We start from the raw sequence: 24646 nt of genomic DNA, 5'->3' as shown, positions 1-24646 counted from the left end.
CCGCCGTTTCTCATTGTAGCATTGTTTCGCTTTCGTGTTAAACCGTGGTGATGCGTCCCACCAAATCGTATCCCAGGCTTTTCTCGACGCGCACGTTGACGAACTCTCCGGGCTCCGCCCAGCGGGCCCCCCCGAAGAACACCCTTCCGTCGGCACCCGGCGCGTCACCCTCGCTGCGCCCCCAGTGAAAAGGCCCCCTGCGGCCTTCCACCAGCACCGTCAATTCACATCCCACTTTTTCCCGGTTGTGTTCCCGCATAATTCCTGTTTGCAGGGCAAAGGCCCTTTTTAACCGTTCCATCTTGACCTCTTCAGGCACCTGTCGCGGCAGCCCGGCCGCCGCTGTTCCTTCTTCCGCCGAATAGGCGAAAAAGCCCGCGCGGTCCAGGCGGACCTCACGCAGAAAATCCAGCAGCGCAAGGAAATCATCCTCGGTTTCGCCCGGAAAGCCGACCATGAAGGTCGATCGCAGGGTGATGCCGGAGATGGACCCGCGCAGCCTCGCCACCAAGTCGACGAGGTCTTTCCGGCTCGTGGGGCGTCCCATAGCCCTCAGCACGGCATCGCTGGCATGCTGCATCGGGATGTCGAGGTAACGGCAGACCTTGGGCTCGCGCGCGACGGTCTCGATTAATTCCGGCGTGATTCCCGTGGGATAGCAGTACAGCACTCTCAGCCACTTCACGGCCTCGATGCCGGCCAGCCGGGCGAGCAGCCCGGCCAGGGTGCTTCCGTCATTCAAGTCCGTGCCGTATCGCGTCGTGTCCTGGGCAACAAGGATGAGTTCCCGGACTCCGCCCGCCACCAGGCTTAAAGCCTCTTCGAAGACGGCATCGGGGTCCTTGCTCCGGTACCTTCCCCGTAGCCTGGGAATAACGCAGTACGAACAGCAGTTCGAACAGCCCTCGGCGATCTTCAGGTAGGCGGTATGCTCAACCGTGGTCAGCAGGCGCGGCGCGCGGCGCGGCGCGAGATACCCCGGAGGGCCGACCGCCATGTGCCGCTCACCCTTCAGCGCTCGCTTCACCGCCGCGGCAATCTCTCCGACCTGTCCCGTCCCCACCAGGACGTCTATTTCCGGTATTTCGGCCATCAGCTCGTCAGGATAGCGCTGCGCCAGACAACCGGCCACGACAAGGACGGTGCACCGGCCGTCATCCTTGAGGCGGGCGGCGTCAAGGATGACGCTGACGGCCTCTTCCTTGGCGCTGGCAATGAACCCGCAGGTATTGATCAAACACACGTCGGCCTCCTGTTTGACAGGGGTTAGCAAGTAACCTTCCTGTACCAGGAGGCCCAGCATCGTTTCGGTATCGACCCGATTTTTGTCACAACCCAGGCTGACCGCGTAGACCTTCAACATAAGCCTCGATGATTAAAGCGTGAATTCGCGCCGCACAACCTTGCCTTTTTCACCGAGCAAACCAAGATCCTCCCCGTTAAGGGTCACTCTTACCACGCCCGCATTCCCGACGTGCAGGAAGATTCGTTCGCGCCCTTTAAACTCGAGCTCCCGCCCCACGCCGAGGAACCCGTCGTAGGAGACCTCACCGTCGACGATAACCTGCATCCAGCTGGTCCCTTCCACCACCCTGATCATCATATCCAGCCCTTCCTGCGGAGGAGGCTGCGGGGTTGTCTGGCTGGGTCCCGGAGGCGTCTGCGGCTCTACGGCAGGCGGCGGCGTCGTTGGTCCCGTATCTTTTCCCTGCTTCGTTTCCGTCGGCTGGTAAAAAGCGTTGAATATCAGCAAGGCGACGACCACGGCGGCCGCCACGAGGTAATTGGTATAGCGAAACGGCTTCTTCCGGCGGTCGTTAACCGTTGCCGGCTCAAGCTGCGCCTCGGCCGGTTCACGATTCTCCGCCTGCTGCCCGGCATTAAACTCGGCGACCAGCTGTTCGGCGTCCAGCCCGAGAAATCTGGCGTACGTCCTCAAAAAAGCCTTGGCGTAGACACGGCCGGGGAGAACATTAAAATCCTCATCCTCCAGCGCCTTGATATACTTTTTGCGGATCTTGGTTTCCTCTTCGACCATACCCAGATCCAGGCCCTTTTCCTCACGCGCAGCCTTAAGAAGTTCACCGATCGGCATGAACCCACCTCCTATTCCGCACCCCAAAGACCCCTCCTCCTACAATCCCCTCCACAACGGCTGCCGCGAACGGCTTTCCCGGCCCCTTCCTTATGACGGGATACCGGCGATAAGAGGCCTTGCCCTGCCGGGAAGCTGCTGCCAGGCCCTTGCGCATGGACTGCCCACAACCGCTCATTTATCAACTGAAATATCAGGGGCAACGCTTACTCTGCGCCCGCACAACGACCGAACACGGGTCTCATATATCCTTTTACGCAACAGTATCAAGATATGCGCCCGAGGCCGGAAAAAAAACGCCTCAGGCTATCCAATAACCGGTAACGCCTATATTCAGGCCAATCATAGCATGCCCCAAGATTATGGTCAACAGACTACTTCTTATTCCTGAATATCAGGTTATATTGCTCCGGGCTCATCAGCACAGCCCGGGGTTTTGACCCCTCAAACCCGCCGACGATGCCCCGCCGCTCCATTATGTCTACGAGCCGTGCCGCACGCGCATACCCGATCTTCAGGCGGCGCTGGAGAAGCGAAATCGAGGCATGGCCGGTGCGCACGACGATCTCCACGGCCTTCGGCAGGAGTTCGTCCTCGAACTCGGTCTCGGCCTCCTCCGGGGTGTCCCCGAAAATCTCCTCGTCATACTGGGGAAGAGCCTCGCGCTGGAGATAGGCAACAAGGTTCTCAACCTCGCGGTCGTTCAGATAGGCTCCTTGTACCCGAATAGGCTTCGCCGCCCCCACCGGGTGGAAAAGCATGTCCCCCTTCCCAAGCAGTTTTTCCGCGCCGCCGATATCCAGAATCGTGCGTGAGTCCGTCTGGGAAGACACGGCGAAGGCGATGCGCGAAGGAATGTTGGCCTTGATCAGCCCGGTGATGACATCGACAGAGGGACGCTGCGTGGCCACCACAAGATGAATCCCCGCCGCCCGGGCCATCTGCGCCAGACGGCAGATGGCGTCTTCCACCTCGGCCGGGGCGACCATCATCAAATCAGCCAGCTCGTCGATAATAATCACAACCAGCGGCAGGTGTACGCGTTCGCCCTCATAGTCGCGGTACTTAAAGACGTTGTTATAGCGCGTGATGTCCCTGACACCCGCGGCCGCAAACAGCTCGTAACGTTTCTCCATCTCCCGGACGGCCCACTTGAGCGAAACGGCGGCCTTCTTCACATTGGTGACCACAGGTGAAATCAGGTGCGGAATCCCGTTATACGTTGTCAATTCCACCATCTTGGGGTCGATCATCAAGAATTTGACGTCGTCGGGCCCGCTCTTGAAGAGGATGCTGGCGATAAGCGTGTTCAGACACACGCTCTTACCCGCGCCGGTGGCACCGGCGATCAACAGGTGAGGCATCAGCGCGAGATCGGCGATAACGGCGTTTCCGGCAATGTCCTTGCCGAGAGCCACCGTAAGGCGCGAAGCCGATTGCTGAAATTCCTTGGTCTCCAGCAGTTCCCGGAGGTGCACCATGCTGACTTCCTTGTTAGGGACCTCGATGCCTATCGCCGCTTTCCCGGGAATCGGCGCCTCGATGCGCACCCCCGGAGCGGCCATCGATAAAGCGATATCATCGCTCAAGCTGACAATGCGGCTGACCTTGACTCCCGCCGCCGGCTGAAGCTCGTAACGCGTGATGCTTGGCCCGCGCGAAACCTGGATAACCTTGGCCCGGACACCGAAACTCTCCAGGGTTTCCTCGAGCTTACGCACGTTCTCGGAAATATCCTTCGCCGAACGGGCGTTCTTCGGGCGAGGACGATTGAGCAGGCTCAAAGGAGGCAGCTGGTACGGCGTCAGTTCCTGGAGAGAAATTTGGTGGGCCTCTTCGATCTCTTCATCCGGCATAAAGCGGTCTTTTTTGTCCGGGACGGCCGTCCGCGTCTCGGGTTCCGGCTCGATTTTAATCACCGGACTCGGCTGGTTCTCGGCGGGTTGCTTGGGCTGGGCGTGATCGACAATGACGGGTTGGCTCGCCGCTTGCTGTTCGGTCTCGGGGTAAACGTAGTCCTGCACGGCCCGGCCGAGCCGCCGGGTACTCCTGGAGAAATATCTGGTAATCGCCTTACCCGCTTTCAAAAGCGAGACTTCCGTAAAAAGGGTGACGCCTACCAGGCCAGCTGAAATGAGAACTACGGCGCTTCCGATATAACCAAAACAACGATACAGCACCCAGGCCAGGATCGCCCCCACGACACCGCCGCCGTTACCCGCGGCGCCGGATCCGGTTACGGTGCCGAAGCTGTCTTCGGGGACCAGGATGCGCATGTGGTTGGCGGCCAAAAGCGCGGCCAGGCATATCAGCCCGCCGTAAAACCTCGGCAGGAAACGCACGGGATGCCGGTCCTTGATCAGGAGCGCTCCCGTGTAGGCCAAGAGCAAAGGCAGCAAAACAGCCCCGTCACCGGCGATCACCCGGCAGATCCGGTCGATAAGGTTGCCGACAACACCCGCGGCGCCGGAAACAATACTGAGAAACATTATGACGGACCCCGAGGAGAGGAGGAGTCCCAGGATTTCGTAACGCGTCTGGGGCTTAAGCTGCCCGTAGAAGCTCACGTTACCATCACCGCCTTACACCGGAAACTTCGTCAAGAATTAGGAAAATCCTTTCCAGTTGTCCGGACATGGCGCTGCTGGTATAATATAGGCATAAAAGCCGGACTGATTAACCAAGAAGTTTTGGAGCCGGGGGAGGTGCGCACTCGTGATTCCTATGCACGTTCGGGAAATCGCCTTGGACCCGATGAAAAATCCGGTTATCCTCCTTGTTGACGAACCGGAAGCCAGGGTTTTGCCGATATGGATCGGGATCGCCGAAGCCCAGGCGATTGCCTTGGCCTTGGAAGGCCTGCACCCGGAGCGCCCGCTCACCCACGATCTCTTGCTGTCTGCCTGCAATCACCTGGGCGGCGTTGTTTCAAAGGTCGTTATTTCGGACCTCCGCGACGGTACCTTTTTCGCCGAACTCCATCTCACGCAGCAAGGCCAGTCAACAATCATCGACGCCAGGCCCAGCGACGCCATCGCATTGGCCCTGAGAAGCCAAGCGCCGATTTACGTCACCCCCAAGGTGGCGGAACAGGCCATGGATATCAACGACCTTATCGAAACCCGCGGCGAGGCTGACGGCGAAGAGCCCGAACTCGATCCCGAGACCGGGAACAAGAGGATTTTGCACTAACAAGAGGATGTTATCCCAAGAGGACCGCCGGAGCGGTCCTCTTTTACTTTGTTCAACCCCGGACAAGCGCCGTGACGATCACGGCCAGCCCCAAGGCGAACCTATACCAGACAAACAGGTTGAAATTGTGACGGATGACGTAGCGGAGCAGGAAGCCTATCGCCAAAAAGCCGACGACGGCGGACGTAACGATGCCGGTTATGAAGGCGACGGTGAGGTCTCCGGCGGAAATGTCCTTTAGTTGAAAGACGGCGGCCCCAAAGATCACGGGCGTTGAGAGCAGGAAGGAAAACCTAGCCGCGGCCTCCCGGGTTACCCCGGCCATCCTGGCCGCGGTAATCGTCGCTCCCGAACGCGAAACGCCCGGGATGATGGCAAAGGCCTGGGCGACGCCGATGAACAGGGCCGTCCCCAACCCGATATCATTTAGCCGTTTGACCCGCCTGCTGTAGTGGTCGACAGCCCAGAGCAGGACGCCCATGAGGATAAGCATGGTACCGATGATGAAGGGATTTCTGAAGGTGGTGGCCGCATGGTCTTCTAACAGATACCCGGCCAACGCCCCTGGTACGGTGGCCAGGACGATGTACCAGAACAGCCGGCCTTCGGGGGAACGCCGCCTCTGCAGCCCTGCAACGGTGAGATTCACCCAATCCCGCCAGAAAAAGGCCACTACCGCGATCAAGGTGCCGAAATGCAACGCGACGTCAAAGGTAAGTCCCTGATCGTCCCAGCCAAAAAACCAGGGTACCAGAATAAGGTGTGCTGAACTCGATATGGGCAGAAACTCGCCCAGTCCCTGTACAATACCCAGGACGACGGCCTGGATGATGTCCAACCCGCTCACTCTCCAAAAAGTAAAGTAACGATATTACTGGCCCTTACAGGCCCTTAATGCCGACGGGCACATTATAGCACATCGACGGCCTTTCAAGAAGGGCGGAATTTTCCTGATCGGCTCCGCTTGTCTCTTTTTTGGCGAAAAGTTATGGGATGTACGGGCCTAGCGGTTGGCGAGCCGTTTCACTTCATCCGCCACTTCCCCGGCCGACTTGCCGGTCGCGTCAATCACCGGCGCGTAACTTACGGCATGCGGTTTCCCGGTAGGGAGGTAAACGTTTTCCTCAGGTTCAATTCCGGCATTCTCTTCAGGCGTAATCCCGGAGGTGATCACGAAAGCCTTTACACCCTCGCGCTGATCGGGATTGACGATCTCGTATCCGGCATCCTTCAACAGTGACCTGATTTCATCCAGGTTTTCCTGTACGGCGATTTTTTCACCCATTACGGAACCTCCTTCTAGGCTTCTGCCGTCAGTCTGTACCGGCTCCGCTCGTCCTATGCAACCCCTGACTGTCGACAGAAAGTGTTTGAACTATGAAAAGTTTGCGGCTCCGCCTTAACAAGGAAGCAATAGCGTTATCCCTACCGGTATACACTGCAACCAACACTATCCCCTGAACGGAGGTGATAATATGCGGCTTGTAGCGATAATGCCCCGTTCCGAGCAAGTTGGTTTCCTGGTGGACAGCCTGCGCAATGCCGGGTTTGACCGTAAAGACATGGTCATCACCGACCTGGCTGAAGGCCGTGAACACGACACCCGTACCGGTGAGGAACTCGCTTACATTCAGACCGAACGCGACGGGCTCTTTGCAAAAGAGCCGTGGGCCAAAAAATTCGTGGAAAGCTATCACGGGCCGGGGATCGCCGTGGCCGTCGAGTGTCCCAAACACGAAACCGCGCGTGTGCGCGGGATAATGGAACAGTCCGGAGCCAACAAGATCCTGGACGCCTGACAACGCCTTCCATATTTGCAGGATTCCGGCCTGGGTTGCCGTAAGGAGGTTTGCACCTTGTTCGTCAACGACGGCGTCACGCTGTCCTTTCTGCCGCTGATCTTGCTGCCCTTCGCCGTCGCCGCGGCCGTTATCTATCACACCGCAAGGCTCAGAAGGTCCCGGCCTATGGCGGCCTACCCCCGCCGTGACGATGACAACGGCCAAGAAACCGGTGAAAACAACTGAAAGAAGCACCGTGCCACCAGCGACACATTCGCGAAGGCCGCTCCCTTCCAAGCGGCCCTTGCGGTTTCTACCTCCTTGTGACCTGTTGTCGAAATATTTAGCCTTCTCCATAACCCGTTCGGGACACCGGCAGGAATCTTACAGGTTTATAAAGAATAGGTTACAAAATTATGACACCATTTTTCGATTGGGTTGCCATGGTGAAAGTACCCTTAGATACCTTCTAAAATTACAGAAGAGACAGGACAAAACGAAGAGCCGGACGAGCGAATCCCGATTATCAACTGCCGCTTCAAGGAAAGGGTCTTACCACATGGATAACAAAAGGTGCGAGATCAGTTTCTGTCTTGATTTGCAGGATAAGGACAAGATCCTTAATTTCCTGGAGGAGCAGGGGTTAAAACGGGAACACGTGCGGGTTTTGCACTACCTGCTGATTCAGAACAACCAGCCTGCCGTTCAGGAGGCGTGGAAAGCCGCGACATCCGGCCGGCCCGTTCACGACCACCCCGGCGGTTTTTTGATCCAGGATGCGTGGAGCCGGTGTGTACGCCTGAATATCGATCCTCACAATCCCCCGGAACCTCCCGCCGTTTCGGACCAGGAGCTTAAAAAGCGTCGTGGAGAATCGGCCGTGCTCCTGCAGTCAGCCAGCAGCTTTTTCCCTTTTCAACTGGAAAGATCCCTGGCGCGCCGTTACCCGCGTTTTGCCGCCATGCTGCTCGATGCCGAGGGCACATGCATCGACATCGTGTGCGATAAGGTCACCGCCCAGGAAGATCCCAAGGCGTACCTGACTTTGGGGGGGTTCTACTCCGAGCAGAGGGTCGGTTGCAACGCCGTCGGCCTCGCTATCCGCCTGAAGCAGCCTGTGATCGTCTCCGGAAGCGAACACTGGTACGCCGGCTTTCATCCCTGGATAAGCATGGCGACCCCGGTGTTCAACCCGAACAACACGCTGCAGGGTGTCCTGGCTTTCTGGCTGCCTATAGGCTGCGCCTCGCAGGAAGAATACGAACTGTTGCGTAACTGGAGCAAAACTATGGAGTCGTCCTTCGTCCTGGAGCATTACGAATGCCGTGTGCAATACCTTGAACGCAGGAACGAAATTCTTGAAAGAGAGAACCGTTTTCTGCTTAAGGCTGTCGACCGGCCGGTAATCGTCGCTGACCGGGGAGAGAAGATCACCTTCGCCAACCGGGCGGCGGTCGATCTTTTCGGACGCGGCATCGCCGCCGGCGAATCCCGGCTGGATACTGTTCTGCCTCATCTGACCCTCGAGCTAGAGCAAAACAAAGGTGGGCAAGTCAACCACGAGATCAGCTTCTCACTGAACCAGGAAGGCCAAAACTTAAGGATTTCAGCCTTGCTGCACGATGCAAAACGCGATGCGGGCAACTCCATAATCCTGGTGCAGGACAGGCGTCAGGCACAGCGCCTGGACAGGGATCTCTGCCAAGCGGTTCTCGATGCTTTTCCATTCGGCCTGATGCTCTTCGACAGGAACGTCGTCTGTACCTGGTGCAATACGTCCGTCCACAGCCAGACGGGCTACTTGCCCAACGAACTCGTCGGACGCTCGCTTTTGCAAATCGCCGAATACCTTGCCGAAAATGATGCCCGGGAAGAATCGGCCTTTCAGTTGCTCACCGTTCTCCACTCCGGTTCCCCGATATTGGGCCATTCCCTGACCGTCCGCGATAAAGGCGGGCGCGCAGCACCCTGCGTCGTAGATTATTATCCGCTGCACATCGGAACGTCCGTGGAAGGGGTGGCCGTCCTCATCGAGCGGTCAGGCGCCAATGCGAGGCCCTGTACGGCTCAGATGCTTCCCGCGTCGCTCGTTGTCGACTCGCCGAAAGAAATGCTGCGTATCGGCGTGCGCTGGGCTAATATCAGGAAGGATTACAAACTGGAAAAACAGCAGTTCGCCGACAAGCTGGGTTTGAGCCTAAGCCAGTATCTGCGCTACGAAAACGGCAAGAGCCTTCCCAGCCTCGCGACCGCTCTCCACCTCGCCCGCAAGATCGGAAGGCCTATCGAACACATTTACAGCATCGTGGATTAAGGCATTCCCTCCGTTAACCTCTTAACATCTTCGAGGCCCCATATCCCGCATCAGGACTTTTTGTCGTACCCACTAGCCTACTTTGTCTAATTGCTAGACAAGCTTGTCCAGTTAATTGGCTATCCAGTCAAGCAACATGGAGCACGCGGCTTGGAATCTTGCCATATTGCGCAAAACTGCGACAAATTCACGTTTGCCGATTTTGTGAGGCGTAGCACATAATGGTTTTATGGTCCGGGAGGTGTGCCTTGCCGGCACCCGGTCTTATCAGTCAGAACCCCTTCTGCCTGACTGTTTTAGGACAACCCAGACCATTGGTCCCTGCAGAGATGGGCCTAGCCCCCCCTTCAAGCGTTTGCCCGTCCTCTGCTTCTTGAGAGGGCGGCAAGACCCCAACCGCAATGGGGTCTTGCCTCCGTCTATTCTTTTGTCCCCTATTGTTGAGGGATGCGGCAATTTAGCGCATCCCGGGCTTCCTCTGCACTTTCTTTGGGAAGGGGTTGTTAGATTTATAATGAGAAAACTTTCACGGCGAGAGTTTATCCAAGCGTGTGCCGCTTCGACCGCGGGTCTGAGCCTCATGTCTCTGCTCGGGCCGCAGATCACAGACGCGCTGGCCGAAATGGCAGACGGCAAGCCCCCCGTCATCTGGCTGCAGGGGGCCAGTTGCACCGGCTGTTCCGTATCGCTTTTAAACAGCGTCGAACCGCCGATCGAAAAAGTCCTTTTGGACGTCATCAGTCTCCGTTATCATCCTAACGTATCCGCCGCTTCCGGTCACGACGTCGTCCACGTTCTCGAAGAAGTCGCCGCCAAACACCGCGACAACTTCTTCCTCGTCGTCGAAGGCGGCATTCCCCTGGGCGAAAAGGGTCACTACTGCACCATCGCCGAGAAAAACGGCAAACACCTTACCATCCTTGACGCCGTCGCCAAAATGGGCGAAGCCGCCAAGGCCGTCATCGCCGCCGGCTCCTGCGCCTCCTTCGGCGGCATTCCGGCGGCCCGGCCCAACCCGACCAGCGTCGTCGGTGTTTCCCACGTCGTCAAAAACAAGCCGGTCATCAACATCGGCAACTGTCCCATGCACCCCGACCACTTCCTGGGCACCGTCGTCTACGTCCTCACCTACGGCGAACTGCCTGAGCTGGACAAATACAACCGGCCCAAAATGTTCTACCCGATGCCCATTCACGACAACTGTCCGCGGCGGCCCATGTTCGAGGCCAACCAGTTCGCCCTCCAGCCCGGGCAGGAAGGCTGTTTAGCCCTTTTGGGCTGCAAGGGCTTCATCGCCATGAGCGACTGCCCCAAGCGCAAGTGGAACGGCGGGACCAACTGGTGCATCGATGCCGGGGCGCCCTGTCAGGCCTGTTCGGAGCCCGAGTTTCCCGACGACGTCAGCCCGCTTTACGGCTGGATGCCTGTCAAGGGCAAACTCGAAGCTTTTACCAAGTAAGGGGGTGGAACATTAAATGGCACAGAAAATCCTTGTCGATCCCGTAACCAGAATCGAGGGTCACCTGGGCATCGAAGTTGAAGTCGAAAACGGTAAAGTCATCGACGCCAAAGCCTCCGGCACCCTCTTCCGGGGCCTGGAGATGATCCTGCGGGGCCGCGACCCGCGTGACGCCCAGCACATCATGCAGCGCATCTGCGGCGTCTGACCCATCTCCCACGGCATCAGTTCGGTGCTAAACCTAGACGACGCCTTCGGCATCCTGCCGCCCAAAAACGGGCGCATCTTGAGAAACCTCATTCAGGCGGCCAACTACGTCCAGTCGCACATCCTGCACTTCTACCACCTCGCGGCCTTGGACTACGTCAAGGGCCCCGACACCGCGCCCTTCATCCCCCGTTACGAAGGGGATTACCGGCTGCCCAAGGACGTTAACGACATGGCCGTCGGCCACTACATCCAGGCTCTGGACATGCGCAAAAAAGCGCACCAGCTCCTGGCCGTCTTCGGCGCCAAGGCGCCGCACACCACCGTCTTCATTCCCGGCGGCGTCACCTCCCTCGTCACCGCCGAAAAAGTCGACCAGTTCGTCAAACTCCTGGACGAACTCATCGCCTTCGTCGACAACGTCTACATCCCCGACGTCCTTGCTGTCGCCGGCATATACGACGACTGGTTCGGCATCGGCGCCGGCTGCAAAAACCTCTTAGTCTGGGGCGTCTTCCCCCTCACCGACGAAAAGGACCTTGACGGCCAGCAGCAGTTCATCAAGCGCGGCCGTTACACCAACGGCGAGTGGGCGCCCGTCGACCCCCAAGAAGTTACCGAGCATGTCATGTACTCCCGTTTCGAGTCCAAGACCTCCAAGCGGCATCCCAGCGAGGGCATGACCGTGCCCGAGCCTCACAAATCCGGCGCCTACTCCTGGCTTAAAGCCCCGCGTTACGCCGACCTGCCGCACGAAGTCGGTCCGCTGGCGCGCATGTGGGTCAACAAAGAACCCGGTACCCTGGGCCTGGGCGACAAAGCCTTCTCCGTCCTCGGCCGGCATTACGCCCGCGCTGTCGAGTGCTCCCTCGTCGCCCACGCCATGAAAGAATGGGCCGCCCAGCTTGAGCCCGGCCAGCCCTGCTTCACCCCGCACGACATTCCCAAGGAAGCCAGGGGGCAGGGCCTCACCGAGGCCCCGCGCGGCGCGCTCGGCCACTGGATCGAGATCAAGGACCACGTTATCCACAACTACCAGGCCGTCGTGCCCAGCACCTGGAACATCTGCCCGCGTGACGACAACGGCGTCATGGGCCCGCTGGAGCAAGCCCTGGTCGGCACCCCGGTGAAAGACCCGAACCAGCCGATCGAACTCGTGCGCGTGGTCCGCTCCTTCGACCCGTGCATCGCCTGCGCCGTGCATCTGCTGAGGGTGAAGGGCCACAAGAAGGAAGCGATGTCCTTCCGGATCTAAAGAATATTTCCTTCCCTCACCATTCAAAGAGGAAGGGCAGAGGAAAGGCAGCCGCCAGGCGGCTGCCTTTCCTCATTTATATCCGAGTATTAGTCTTCCTGCCAATCCAACAACCCAAAACACAACACCAGACGTATGCTCAACAACTCAATGCCCTGAACGCCCAAAGCTCAATGCTCACGCCCATATCACCTGTTCATCCCCCTGGCCCTGACCTTGAGCTCGCCCACGATTTCTTGGCCCTTGCGCAGATATAACGAATCGGTTAGGTTAACCACCGGGCAGCAGTGGTTGGGGATGATCTCCACCCTGTCTCCGATAACAACCTCGACTTCGGCCTCGACGACCCCGTGTTCTTCGGAAAGGCGGGTAACGGTACAATCGCAGTCCTTTATAAACCCGTATCCCCTGCCGCGGACGCTGGGGTCGGACGAAAGCGTCTTGGAGCCGGCATCGAGCACAAACCTGTTGCCGGCCGGCCTGGAAACCACCGTGCTCAGCACCGTCAACGCGCACTGATGAACCTCGGCCACCCCCAGGCAAACCATATTGTAGTCATTAAAGACGTAGGTCCCCGGTCTGATTTCAGTGACGCCGTCCATCTCGGCCATAAAACGGGCCGTCGGCGTAGAACCCACGCTTATTTCGTCAACCGGCAAACCGGCTTTCCTTAGCAACTCGCACGTATCCGCCAGCAGGAAAGCCTCGCCGCGGGCGATCTGTCGCAGCTCGTTGAGGTTTCTGGCCTGGTAGGCGTGCCCGGCGTGGGTCATCAGGCCTGTTACCTTAATGCCTGGCAAAGCGGCCAGGCTTTTAACGAACTCAACGGTCGCCCTGCCGGGTTCTAGGCCGCACCGGTTCTGCCCGGTATTCACCTCGACGCACACCGGAACAGGAACAGCGATGGTCTCTCCGACCTCGGCTATGCCCCGGGCCACAGCCGCGCTGTCCACGGACACCGTTACCTTGGTTTTCCGCACCAGGTCCTTCAGTCTGGTAAGTTTCGCCGGACCAACCAGCGGATAGGCGACAAGGATATCGTCTATGCCGTACCCGGCCATTATCTCCGCCTCTGAAAGCTTGGCCACGGTTATCCCGCAGGCTCCGGCGTCAAACTGCATGGCCGCTATCTCGGGGCTTTTATGTGTTTTAGCATGGGGGCGCAGCTTAATCCCCAAACGCGCCGCTTCCTGTGCCATCCCTTCAATGTTGGCCTTTAACAGGTCAACATCAACAAGAACGGCAGGCGTATCAAGTTCATAAACCTTCATGCCGTGTTCCTCCTACGGTACCACGATAAACTCCCAGGCGCAGTAGTAATCTTCCGGATGATCATCGGGAGGGCAGCATATACACCTGGTAACGATACGTTTGCCAATAGTCCTGGCAAATTCACTATATTCCACAAGGCCACTTCCTTACAAGGGAAGGCGGCCATTCCCTTTCTCTTTCTGGCAGCCTGGACCCGGCACTCGCGCATCCTGAATATCATTCGCTTTTCACTCTCCTCAACGATCTCCTGGCGGTTAACCAGCGCGTACAGTCTCAAACCCAAAGCCTCTTTCAACGCCGGAATACCGCCACCGGGTTCAATGCCGAGAAGGCGCATGATCCTCTCAGCCTCGATAACGGTAAAGCGCTCCCAGGCTGCCTTATCCGCGGCAATGGCGGCAGCAAGACCGTACTCGTGTTCCACTGCCTGAAACCAAAGTCCGTCGTGGGCCAGCCAGCGCTTGGCAAAGTCCTCAAGCAATTGCAATAATTGTTCTTTTTCAAGTTGACGAAGTCTCTCTTTCACGATGCCCATCCGTTCTATGCGAGCTTCTGCTGCAAAATATGTTCGGTAGTCCGTCCGCTCTTCCTGCGCCTGAACACACGAACAGCCCGGCGAACAACAAAACCCGCTGCTGTTCCTGTCTTTGGATGTTAACCAGGCGCATAACCCCTTTCTTTAAGTAATAAGTTCTGTTTGCGGCGCAAAAGAAAACCCGCTGTCATTTTCAACAGCGGGTTTGTCGCATTCTTAGGCTATAGCATTAAGTCAGCCTAAAGATAAAGACAAAGATAATCAGGAGTATAACACCGAGGCCCAGAGACCATCCCATCAGTTTTTTCTCTACCGGCAAAAGGTTAAACCACTCCTGGGCCTCCATTTCGGCCTTGACATCGGTTTGTTAGAATATTCCGCGTAGCCAATAGAAGGCCCCCTTAACAACATAGTAAGGGGGCTTCAGGCTGATGCCTATTTAGATGTCCGAGTCCAGCGCTCGGGCGAAGCAGGGGCCCCAACCAGCAAGGGGCAAGAGATTTTCTTGGCGATTCGCCCGGCCAAAAACCGAATACCTCCCGCTGCAGGGTGAGCGCAGCCTACCGGATTTGGGATCACCACCAGGGAAGCAGTCAATTCCTGGGCGGTTTCGATTACAACCTGATCCGGCTTGCCGACCCTAACCTCGGCTGTACACGAAACCTGGGCCTTTTCAGCCTTTCGCGTAAAACACTTAAGTACCTCGCTGGCACGCGAATACAGGGCATCCTCCAAGTAGCGAAAGAAGGTCATGCGCGTTTCGGAGGTATTCATCCATTCGTCGCCAAGCAGATTCTGCCAGCTTTGATCAAGGATGTAAACCGCTCTTATCCTTCCTTCGTATCTTCGGGCTAGGTCCACCGCAGCATCCTCCGCCAGAACGCCGCTGGGAGAACCGTCAGTGATCAACAGTATGCTCTGCATTGCGGCTACTTAATGATCAATCCGATAATCGCTAGAACTGCCACCAGCACGATAGCGGTCCAATCCTCGTGTCTCTCGTTGGCGAAAAGGGAAAGCTGTTTCTCGTCAAGATGGTTGTTAGACGCCATACTCCAACGCTCCTTTCACGGGTCATACGGTTAGTGCGCAGGCGGGTCTTCTCCGACAAACAGCAGCACAACGATCAGAGCAAGAATCGCTTTCAGCGCTCCTGCGGAAAAGCCGACGATCAGCGGTTTGCCCCCGGCCTTGCGCATTTCCGCTATCGAGATTTGCATACCCAAGCCTGTGAGGCCGATCGTGAAGAACCAGGTATAGAGCACCCGGAACAGCTTCAGTTCCTCCGAAGGAGGCCGTGTGGCGCCGAAGGTCCCGAAAGAGGTCAAGGCCACCATGACCAGGAACCCGAGCACAAACACGGGGAACTTGCTCCAGATCCAGGAAAGCCCTCTGGACTCGCCCTTCTCATGTTCAAGACCTTGTTTGGCCGCCTGCCGGGTGTAGATCAGAGCCAGGGTAAACACCACAAACGGCAGAAAGACGACACGCGTCAGGTTGAAGATCTCTCCGGTTTTAAGGGCAACAGACGGATGATCCACCGTTCCTGGATCAAAGGCCAAAGACGCCGCCAGAACCTGACCGGAGTTTACGATGCCGGTCCCGGCCCAGGCGCCGAACTGGTGCGGAGATAAACCCAACAGTGTACCCAACGGGGGAAACACAAATAGGCAGAACACGCCAAAGGCCAGCAGGGTCGCTACCGCAAAGGCCACATCCTCGCTCTTGGCCTTGACCGCCGGTGCTGTGGCCACAGCGGCTGAAACACCGCAGACGCCGATACCCGCGGCCATGCAGGCTGATGTCGCCGGGTGCATCCCGATCCGGTTACCCCACCACATGATGAACAGACAGGTAGCCATTACGAAAATCAGGATCAAGGTGATTGCGGTCGCTCCAAGAGTTGCCAGCTCCCGAAGACTGTAAAGAGAACCGAGAAGGATGACACCCATCTTGATAAACAGGCGCGAGGTCCTGACACCATTCGCTGCCCAGGTTGGAATACCGATAGTGTTGCGGATGAGGATACCGACAAGAATCACGATAATGACCTGATTAAGGTGCAAGTAGGTAGCCGCCCACGACCAGTTCTCCTTAATCCAGGAGGCGAGGCCTTCCCACTGCGGGATACCGAGGTCCTTGGTGCCATGTGCAAGGCACGCGATCAAAAACATAAAAACGACGCCAGGAATAGCCTTTAGCCAGATCGAAAGGGTACTTTCGCCTACCGGGGACGGCGAGACAGGGACTTGTTCCGGTCTTGGCGAAGATGTTGGATTGGTCACTCAATTCCACTCCTTTCCGTAATACTCTACACACCTTCCCTAGGCATGACCCGATAAAGAAGACTTACACCCCCTTTTCGAACCCTTTTGGAGGGACGCTTGCAGTTATGAGGAGGAGTCAACAGCTATGCTCGGGTTCAAGTTTTGAAGTATGCGTTACGGCGAAGCAAGTGGCAGCAAAGATGTGGATCGTAAGGACAATCTGAGAAGTGTTCCTTGTTACCTCAAAGATATGCGCGCATTACCAGCTTCATTCGGGATAAACGTTCAAGTCGTAGAACAGACTATTGGTGGGTTATTCTCACGTTTACAGTAGTGACAATCAGGGGCATTGATTACACAATGCGAGTTGCGCGTTTTAGCAAAATTTAATGCTTGCTTTGCCCTAAACCTCCTTTCTAACATTTGGGATGAAGTGCCATTAATTAACTCTATACTATACAGAAAAATGCTTAATTGTCAATCCAATTAGCTATCTTTATTTATTTTGCAAATGTTCTAAAAGGCCTCTTTTTCGCCATATTAAGGTTAAATTACTTATTCCGTACATTCAACCCATCATCACGTCCATTATCTCTCTTGCCACCTGGTGCCCGGCAAATCCGGATCCGACCAAGCCGTCTCCAGTGTAAATCGGGTAGGAGGGGGCGGCTAGCCCCCCCACACCACCGTACGTACCGTTCGGTATACGGCGGTTCATAAGGTTTAACGAAGTGCGTGATGCAAACACATCCGCAAGCGGCGCCGAACCCATTCGTCCAACGCCTGCAGAACGCTCAGTGTGTCCATCAACCGAAAGTAACCGATCCATCCCTTAAGGTAGGCATTGAGACATTCAAGCCGCTCTTTTAGGCTGATGCTGCGACTGCGTGCTGTAAGTTACCGTATCCGGGTTACCGAGGTTACTCGGCGTGTCCGGCAGGTCTCCCCGGGTAAGAACGCTGTCTTTCCCTCCATCTACCCGCCCCATTTACTCTGGGCAGCCTTGTGGTAGCAAGGACTTCGCTTTGCTTTGCAAGCTTATCCAACTGCCCCTAGCCTCGGTTCATGGTCCTCGGGCCGGAGGTTTGCCGCCGGCTTCCTTCATCACACCCACCTTCGGCGGGTACCCGCGCCTCACGACGAACACCCTTGCCTTAGGCTAGCAGTTGGTGCTGTTAACCTCCGTTCGGGACTTCCACCCTATAGCTACTGCCCATGCCGGGCGTACCACAAAACAGGTCTCCCGGCGTTGCCGGGAGACCGCTGAAAACAGACGAGAAAACATATCTTGGAGCCTAGCCCGCAAACGAAAGTCTTAACCATCCCGCACCGGTCCGGCAGTTTTCCAGTAAAGCACTTCGCTCCTGCCTTCAACGACCAGTGACGGCAGCTGCCCTACAGCTGTAAAACCCTCCTGCTCAAAAAACTTGCAGGCAGCGGTATTATCGGCAGAGCAAATGGCGAACAGGCTTTTGCCGTGCTCGCGGCTGAGAGTCCAGGCCCGGCACAACAGCGCATGCCCGATCCCCTGTCCCCTGAACTCGGGGTCCACGACAATCATCCGCAGAAAACACCCCAGGTGCCCAAAGCCATTGGGACGCAAAGTCACAACCCCGACGATGCGGTCGCCGATCTCAGCGACATAAGCCTGATCAGGCATCCTTTTAACCATCTCCCGGGCCCGCTTCTCGTCAAAACCATACGATATCCAGGCCGGGTCATTCCCGACTAATTTCCCAATAGCATCCAAATCCTCGTCCCTGGCTTTCCTGATCACAACATCCATTTTGCGCACACTCCCTCGCTAACAAGCTTTGTGGAGTACCTACTCTCATTATTTCACGCCTGGACGCATATGGGTATACCCAATTTAGCATTGAGCCTTGGGCCTTGGGCATTGGGAACCCATTTTCTGGCACATGAGTAACAATCGGTGGATCTGACCCCTAACTCCAACAGTGCGCAGCGCGGAGGGCGTTCAAAAGCACGCATGGCGCGGAAGGCAAATGAGAGGTGGGTCGTGGGAAGTTAGAAGTGAGAAACTGGGATTGGAATTCGCTTTGCGAATTCCTTCGAGTACCCGCCTCTGACCTCTTACTTCACACTTCCGAAATGCTAGGCGCCGCTTTTCAAAGCCCGATATACGCTAAGAATAACAAAAGCACCCTGTCTTTCTACAGGGTGCTTTTGTATCTTTAGCTCCGGCGGCGACCTACTCTCCCGGTATACCCAGTACCATCGGCGCTGGAGGGCTTAACTGCCGTGTTCGGGATGGGAACGGGTGTACCCCCTCCGCCATTGCCACCGGAAATCTGTGAGGTGGGATGTGGGATGTCGGTCGTGAGTCCTTAAGGTTGAAATCGGCTTGCCGATTTCTTTCCTATGTTCTAACCTCTGACCTCTCACTTCTCACTTCCCACTTGTTCTCTCAAAACTGCACAGCGTAAGTAGGACGAGTCAAGCCCTCGACCGATTAGTACCGGTCCGCTCAACTGGTTGCCCAGCTTGCACGCCCGGCCTATCTACCTGGTCGTCTACCAGGGGTCTTACCCGCTTAACGCGATGGGAAACCTCATCTGGAGGGGGGTTTCGCGCTTAGATGCTTTCAGCGCTTATCCCGGCCGCACATAGCTACCCAGCTGTGCCGTTGGCACGACAACTGGTGCACCAGCGGTGCGTCCATCCCGGTCCTCTCGTACTAGGGACGGATCCTCGCAAGTTTCCTGCGCCCGCAGTGGATAGGGACCGAACTGTCTCACGACGTTCTGAACCCAGCTCACGTACCGCTTTAATGGGCGAACAGCCCAACCCTTGGAACCTGCTCCAGCTCCAGGATGCGATGAGCCGACATCGAGGTGCCAAACCTCCCCGTCGATGTGGACTCTTGGGGGAGATAAGCCTGTTATCCCCGGGGTAGCTTTTATCCGCTGAGCGACGGCCCTTCCACGCAGAACCGCCGGATCACTAAGCCCTGCTTTCGCACCAGCTCGACCTGTCTGTCTCGCTGTCAAGCACCCTTGTGCCTTTGCACTCTTTGGCGCGATTTCCATCCGCGCTGAGGGTACCTTTGGGCGCCTCCGTTACGCTTTGGGAGGCGACCGCCCCAGTCAAACTGCCCGCCTGACACTGTCCCCAAACCCGCTTCAGGGCCCAAGGTTAGAATTCCAGTACCATAAGGGTGGTATCCCACCGCCGGCTCCGGTAAGGCTGGCGCCCTACCTTCCACGCCTCCCACCTATCCTGTACATACAATACCAAAATCCAATATCAGGTTACAGTAAAGCTCCACGGGGTCTTTCTGTCCTACTGCGGGTAACCGGCATCTTTACCGGTACTACAATTTCACCGAGCCCCTTGTTGAGACAGCGCCCAGATCGTTACACCTTTCGTGCGGGTCGGAACTTACCCGACAAGGAATTTCGCTACCTTAGGACCGTTATAGTTACGGCCGCCGTTTACCGGGGCTTCGGTTCAGACCTTCACGCTTGCGCGCTGAGCCTTCCCCTTAACCTTCCGGCACTGGGCAGGTGTCAGCCCCTATACGTCATCTTGCGATTTGGCAGGGACCTGTGTTTTTGGTAAACAGTCGCCTGGGCCTCTTCTCTGCGGCCCCCTCGCGCTCCGTATGTAAAATACTTTACGCTGCCGGGGCACCCCTTCTCCCGAAGTTACGGGGTCATTTTGCCGAGTTCCTTAACAAGGGTTCTCTCGCACGCCTGAGAATTCTCTTCCCGCCTACCTGTGTCGGTTTGCGGTACGGGCACCAACCAGCCTCGTTAGAAGCTTTTCTCGGCGGCCTGGCGTCGGTTGCTTCGGTACTCGTTTTCCCTCCCCGTCACCTCTCAGGTTTACGCAAGACGGTTTTGCCTGCCTTGCACCCTACGGGCTTGGACGCGCTTTTCCAGCCGCGCGCTCAACCTAGCCTTCCGCGTCACTCCATCCTCAAACGGCCGTTGGTGGTAACGGAATCTCCACCGTTTGTCCATCGACTACGCCCTTCGGCCTCGCCTTAGGTCCCGACTTACCCTGGGCGGACGAGCCTTCCCCAGGAAACCTTAGGCTTTCGGCGGACGGGATTCTCACCCGTCTTGTCGCTTACTTATGCCGGCATTCTCACTTCCCACCGGTCCACCACTCCTCACGGTATGGCTTCGACCCGACGGGAACGCTCCTCTACCAGTGGGAAGTGAGATGTGAGAAGTCGGATGTGAGTAGTCTTTAGCTCCAGCTCTCAATGAGACGGTATATCTGTTTGCCCAACACGTCGTATTCTTCGATCATCACCGCATTCTGGTGATAGCCGAGGTCGCGTGCCAGGTTCTCATCTCGTTGCTTGAACCAAGAGCGTTGCGAAGAAAGTGTCTGAACTCTGCCTTGGCGTTCTTCCGGCCGTATCCTTCCGCGATATTTGCTGGAATGGATGCCGCCGCTTTCCTTAGCTGTTGTCCCAACTCGTATCTTTCTTCGATGGGAAAATCCTGCGTCAGCCTGTGAACCTCCAGCGCCAGCCGGTAACCCGTCTGGTACACTATAAGGTCCTCAAAACTGGTGATCTTTCCCTCACTCACTTCTAACCTCTCACCTCTCACTTCCCAATCCGCAGCTTCGGTAATAGGCTTAGCCCCGTTACATTTTCGGCGCAGAGCCGCTAGACCAGTGATCTATTACGAACTCTTTAAATGGTGGCTGCTTCTAAGCCAACATCCTGGCTGTCTGTGCAGCTCCACATCCTTTTCCACTTAGCCTATTTTCGGGACCTTAGCTGACGGTCTGGGTTGTTTCCCTCTCGACCACGAATCTTAGCACCCGTAGTCTGACTCCCGCGCACCAAGTGGCCGGTATTCGGAGTTTGAATGGGTTCGGTAACCGGTGAAGGCCCCTAGCCCAACCAGTGCTCTACCCCCGGCACTCTTCACGCGAGGCTAGCCCTAGAGCTATTTCGAGGAGAACCAGCTATTTCCGAGTTCGATTGGCATTTCACCGCTACCCACACCTCATCCGCTGCCTTTTCAACGACAGTCGGTTCGGGCCTCCACTGCACTTTACTGAAGCTTCACCCTGGACATGGGTAGGTCACTCGGTTTCGGGTCTACTGCCGCAGACTTGCACGCCCTGTTAAGACTCGCTTTCGCTACGGCTCCGTCCTACACGGACTTAACCTCGCCTGCAACAGTAACTCGCCGGCCCGTTCTACAAAAAGTACGCCATCACGCCTTAAACGCGCTCTGACTGCTTGTAGGCATACGGTTTCAGGTTCTGTTTCACTCCCCTCCCGGGGTGCTTTTCACCTTTCCCTCGCGGTACTAGTGCGCTATCGGTCGCTTGAGGGTATTTAGCCTTACGAGGTGGTCCTCGCGGATTCCCACGGGGTTTCACGTGTCCCGCGGTACTTGGGAAAAAGGCCCAGGTGCACGAGGTCTTTTTACGTACGCGACTGTTACGCTCTGTGGCGGGGCTTTCCAGCCCGCTTCCGCTAAAACCTCTTTACCCCGAAGGCGCCGCCACGCCTTCCGGCCTCTTCCCGCTACCCCGGCTGCGCAACGCTGGCAGGCTTGACACGCAGCCGGTTTGGGCTCGCCCCTTTTCGCTCGCCGCTACTCGGGGGTTCGCTGTTGCTTTCTCTTCCTCGGGTTACTAAGATGTTTCAGTTCACCCGGTGCCCTTCGCTGTGCCTATGTGTTCAGCACAGGATGACGGGGGTTCGCCCCGCCGGGTTGCCCCATTCGGATATCCCCGGATCAACGCCTGCTTGCGGCTACCCGGGGCTTTTCGCAGCTTGCCGCGTCCTTCGTCGGCCCTCAGCGCCAAGGCATCCACCGTACGCCCTTATTAGCTTGACTCGTCTTAGCTACTTACGCTGTGCAGTTTTCAAAGAACATTCCCGCTGATAAACTTCGCCTGACTTTGTCAAGCTCGTTTCTAAGCGGTCTGGTTTGACCACTCGCCAGTCTCGCCTGGCTTTGTCAAGCCTCGCTGTCTGGCTGCTCACATACGCTTTCAAGTATGTTCCGTGCCGTCCAGCTCGGCTTTCCGCGCCATGCTCGTTCCTGAGTGATCGACGCGGTCGCTTCGCTCCAGTCGTCCGCCGTCCGGAGTCCTGCGCTATGCGCTCCGCCGAGACCCGGGCTGCCTTCGCCGGGCCGGTGGTCTCTCCGACTACCGATCACCGACTACTGACTACCGGTTGGGGTCTCTCAAAACCAAACAGTGGCTTGAAGCGTTGCGAACAGACGATTTGTGGATGTGTCCGACCATTTGTTTTTACCGTCGCTGGTCGTACGACGGCTGGAAACCCGGACACCGTCTACAGGCTTTGCACCCGGACAGCACCCTTCAAAGAGAGGTCGGATGCCTGAGGTCTTCCGACTTCCGGCCTCTGACTTCTTTTTACGGCTCCTTAGAAAGGAGGTGATCCAGCCGCACGTTCCCGTACGGCTACCTTGTTACGACTTCACCCCAATCATCGACCCCACCTTCGGCGGCTGCCCCCCCTTGAGATGTGAGAAGCGGGATGTCGGTCGTGAGTCTCGGGCGGTTGGTATTCGGCTCCGCCGAATTCCTTCCCCTGTTTCCCACCTCTGACCTCTCACCTCTCATATCCCAAGGGGTTGGCCCACCGACTTCGGGTGTTGCCGACTTTCGTGGTGTGACGGGCGGTGTGTACAAGGCCCGGGAACGCATTCACCGCCGTATGCTGACCGGCGATTACTAGCGATTCCGACTTCATGCAGGCGAGTTGCAGCCTGCAATCCGAACTGAGACCGGTTTTGGGGGATTGGCTCCAGCTCGCGCCTTCGCTTCCCGTTGTACCGGCCATTGTAGCACGTGTGTAGCCCAGGGTATAAAGGGCATGATGACTTGACGTCATCCCCACCTTCCTCCGCCTTGTCGACGGCAGTCTCGCTAGAGTGCCCAACTAAATGCTGGCAACTAGCAATAGGGGTTGCGCTCGTTGCGGGACTTAACCCAACACCTCACGGCACGAGCTGACGACAGCCATGCACCACCTGTGCCGGCTCCCCGAAGGGTCCGTCGTATTTCTACTCTGTACCACCGGCATGTCAAACCCTGGTAAGGTTCTTCGCGTTGCGTCGAATTAAACCACATGCTCCACCGCTTGTGCGGGCCCCCGTCAATTCCTTTGAGTTTCAGTCTTGCGACCGTACTCCCCAGGCGGGGTACTTATTGTGTTAACTGCGGCACTGAAGGGTTGTACCCCCCCAACACCTAGTACCCATCGTTTACGGCTAGGACTACCAGGGTATCTAATCCTGTTTGCTCCCCTAGCTTTCGCGCCTCAGTGTCAGAACCAGGCCAGGAAGCCGCCTTCGCCACTGGTGTTCCTCCCGATATCTACGCATTTCACCGCTACACCGGGAATTCCGCTTCCCTCTCCTGTCCTCAAGCCCGATGGTTTCGCAAGCCGCTCCCCGGTTGAGCCGGGACCTTTCACTTGCGACTTCTCAAGAGCCACCTACGCGCCCTTTACGCCCAGTAATTCCGGACAACGCTCGCCCCCTACGTCTTACCGCGGCTGCTGGCACGTAGTTAGCCGGGGCTTATTCCTAAGGTACCGTCACCTTACCTCATTGTTCACAAGGTAAGCGTTCTTCCCTCAGAAAAGGGGTTTACAACCCGAAGGCCTTCGTCCCCCACGCGGCGTCGCTCCGTCAGGCTTGCGCCCATTGCGGAAGATTCCCCACTGCTGCCTCCCGTAGGAGTCTGGGCCGTGTCTCAGTCCCAGTGTGGCCGGCCACCCTCTCAGGCCGGCTACCCATCGTCGCCTTGGTGGGCCTTTACCCCGCCAACTAGCTAATGGGACGCGGACCCATCCAGCAACGCGAGCATTGTTAAGAGGCCCGCTTTCCTCTTTGCGCGAGGCCGCCCAAAGAGCGTATCCGGTATTAGCACCAGTTTCCCGGTGTTATCCCGGTCTGCCGGGTAGGTTATCCACGCGTTACTCACCCGTCCGCCGCTAGTGAGAGGTGAGATGTGGGAAGCGGGATGTGGGAGGAATTCCTTACCGCCACCTCCCACTTCTAACCTCCCACCTCTCACCTCTCACTCGCACGACTTGCATGTGTTAAGCACGCCGCCAGCGTTCGTCCTGAGCCAGGATCAAACTCTCCATCAATACCTTGCGCTCAGCAACGCTTAGCCACTGTTCAGTTTTCAAAGACCACCCATTCTCTCTCCCGCCGCCGCCGCCCCGCGACAGCGACATTTTTTATCTTATCACTCGCCTGCGCCCTCTGTCAACAGCCACTTC

At 57.2% G+C, this 24646-nt stretch carries 18 protein-coding genes and 3 rRNA genes; 6 read left to right on the top strand and 15 right to left on the bottom strand.

Annotation, left to right across the window (positions count from 1 at the left end):
- Positions 1-37 precede the first annotated feature (37 nt).
- The 3 genes from rimO to ACPV0M_RS02875 all read right to left on the bottom strand — a co-directional run bounded on the left by rimO (position 38) and on the right by ACPV0M_RS02875 (position 4662).
- Complete coding sequence (rimO, locus tag ACPV0M_RS02885; protein WP_425621480.1) at positions 38-1363, bottom strand: 30S ribosomal protein S12 methylthiotransferase RimO; 1326 nt, start codon at positions 1361-1363, stop codon at positions 38-40.
- Positions 1364-1375: 12 nt separating this feature from the next.
- Positions 1376-2095 carry a helix-turn-helix domain-containing protein gene (locus ACPV0M_RS02880; protein ID WP_425621479.1) on the bottom strand — a complete coding sequence of 240 codons (720 nt, stop codon included), beginning with the start codon at positions 2093-2095 and terminating at the stop codon, positions 1376-1378.
- Positions 2096-2469: 374 nt separating this feature from the next.
- On the bottom strand, positions 2470-4662 hold the full coding sequence (locus ACPV0M_RS02875) for a DNA translocase FtsK 4TM domain-containing protein (protein ID WP_425621478.1): 2193 nt from the start codon (positions 4660-4662) through the stop codon (positions 2470-2472).
- A gap of 157 nt (positions 4663-4819) precedes the next feature.
- On the opposite strand from ACPV0M_RS02875, the gene ACPV0M_RS02870 reads away from it, so the two are divergent.
- Positions 4820-5287, top strand: a complete 468-nt coding sequence (locus tag ACPV0M_RS02870; RefSeq protein ID WP_425622109.1) for a bifunctional nuclease family protein — start codon at positions 4820-4822, stop codon at positions 5285-5287.
- 52 nt (positions 5288-5339) lie between these two features.
- Here the strand turns inward: ACPV0M_RS02870 and uppP are convergent, their stop codons facing one another.
- Both uppP and ACPV0M_RS02860 read right to left on the bottom strand, forming a co-directional pair.
- Positions 5340-6125, bottom strand: a complete 786-nt coding sequence (uppP, locus tag ACPV0M_RS02865; RefSeq protein WP_425622108.1) for an undecaprenyl-diphosphatase UppP — start codon at positions 6123-6125, stop codon at positions 5340-5342.
- A 165-nt stretch (positions 6126-6290) separates the two neighbouring features.
- Positions 6291-6572, bottom strand: a complete 282-nt coding sequence (locus ACPV0M_RS02860) for a YkuS family protein (RefSeq protein WP_425621477.1) — start codon at positions 6570-6572, stop codon at positions 6291-6293.
- 190 nt (positions 6573-6762) lie between these two features.
- Between ACPV0M_RS02860 and ACPV0M_RS02855 the strand changes: the two genes are divergently transcribed.
- From ACPV0M_RS02855 to ACPV0M_RS02835, 5 genes are all read left to right on the top strand, one after another.
- Positions 6763-7086, top strand: a complete 324-nt coding sequence (locus tag ACPV0M_RS02855; protein ID WP_425621476.1) for a hypothetical protein — start codon at positions 6763-6765, stop codon at positions 7084-7086.
- A 57-nt stretch (positions 7087-7143) separates the two neighbouring features.
- Positions 7144-7314: a hypothetical protein gene (locus ACPV0M_RS02850; protein ID WP_425621475.1), complete on the top strand. Its 171-nt coding sequence runs from the start codon at positions 7144-7146 to the stop codon at positions 7312-7314.
- Positions 7315-7627: 313 nt separating this feature from the next.
- The gene (locus tag ACPV0M_RS02845) at positions 7628-9382 is read left to right on the top strand and encodes a PAS domain-containing protein (RefSeq protein ID WP_425621474.1); all 1755 of its coding nucleotides are present in this window, start codon (positions 7628-7630) and stop codon (positions 9380-9382) included.
- Between the two features lie 580 nt (positions 9383-9962).
- The gene (locus ACPV0M_RS02840) at positions 9963-10841 is read left to right on the top strand and encodes a hydrogenase small subunit (RefSeq protein WP_425621473.1); all 879 of its coding nucleotides are present in this window, start codon (positions 9963-9965) and stop codon (positions 10839-10841) included.
- 16 nt (positions 10842-10857) lie between these two features.
- Positions 10858-12303, top strand: a complete 1446-nt coding sequence (locus ACPV0M_RS02835; protein WP_425621472.1) for a nickel-dependent hydrogenase large subunit — start codon at positions 10858-10860, stop codon at positions 12301-12303.
- A 188-nt stretch (positions 12304-12491) separates the two neighbouring features.
- Here the strand turns inward: ACPV0M_RS02835 and ACPV0M_RS02830 are convergent, their stop codons facing one another.
- The 10 genes from ACPV0M_RS02830 to ACPV0M_RS02785 form a co-directional block, all read right to left on the bottom strand.
- Positions 12492-13574 (bottom strand): alanine racemase, encoded by a 1083-nt coding sequence (locus ACPV0M_RS02830; protein WP_425621471.1) that lies wholly within the window; start codon positions 13572-13574, stop codon positions 12492-12494.
- Positions 13571-14101: a DUF6125 family protein gene (locus ACPV0M_RS02825; RefSeq protein ID WP_425621470.1), complete on the bottom strand. Its 531-nt coding sequence runs from the start codon at positions 14099-14101 to the stop codon at positions 13571-13573. Before ACPV0M_RS02825 ends, ACPV0M_RS02830 begins: the two co-directional genes overlap by 4 nt.
- A 444-nt stretch (positions 14102-14545) precedes the next feature.
- The gene (locus ACPV0M_RS02820; RefSeq protein ID WP_425621469.1) at positions 14546-15034 is read right to left on the bottom strand and encodes a universal stress protein; all 489 of its coding nucleotides are present in this window, start codon (positions 15032-15034) and stop codon (positions 14546-14548) included.
- A gap of 5 nt (positions 15035-15039) precedes the next feature.
- The gene (locus ACPV0M_RS02815) at positions 15040-15162 is read right to left on the bottom strand and encodes a hypothetical protein (RefSeq protein WP_425621468.1); all 123 of its coding nucleotides are present in this window, start codon (positions 15160-15162) and stop codon (positions 15040-15042) included.
- A gap of 30 nt (positions 15163-15192) precedes the next feature.
- On the bottom strand, positions 15193-16284 hold the full coding sequence (locus ACPV0M_RS02810; protein WP_425621467.1) for a YeiH family protein: 1092 nt from the start codon (positions 16282-16284) through the stop codon (positions 15193-15195).
- Between the two features lie 816 nt (positions 16285-17100).
- A complete protein-coding gene (locus ACPV0M_RS02805) occupies positions 17101-17253 on the bottom strand; it encodes a group II intron maturase-specific domain-containing protein (protein ID WP_425622107.1) in 153 nt (50 codons plus the stop codon).
- A 439-nt stretch (positions 17254-17692) separates the two neighbouring features.
- On the bottom strand, positions 17693-18163 hold the full coding sequence (locus tag ACPV0M_RS02800) for a GNAT family N-acetyltransferase (protein WP_425621466.1): 471 nt from the start codon (positions 18161-18163) through the stop codon (positions 17693-17695).
- A 413-nt stretch (positions 18164-18576) separates the two neighbouring features.
- Positions 18577-18686: ribosomal RNA gene (gene rrf / locus ACPV0M_RS02795) — 5S ribosomal RNA — on the bottom strand.
- A 144-nt stretch (positions 18687-18830) separates the two neighbouring features.
- A 23S ribosomal RNA gene (locus ACPV0M_RS02790) occupies positions 18831-22217 on the bottom strand.
- Between the two features lie 561 nt (positions 22218-22778).
- Positions 22779-24511, bottom strand: a 16S ribosomal RNA gene (locus ACPV0M_RS02785).
- Together the 16S, 23S and 5S rRNA genes form the textbook arrangement of a ribosomal RNA operon.
- Between the last annotated feature and the right edge of the window lie 135 nt (positions 24512-24646).

This window comes from Desulfosceptrum tomskiensis (assembly GCF_049818055.1).
Taxonomy (GTDB): domain Bacteria; phylum Bacillota; class Desulfotomaculia; order Desulfotomaculales; family JASEER01; genus JBFLVT01.
This window is presented reverse-complemented; position numbering and strand designations above follow the sequence as displayed.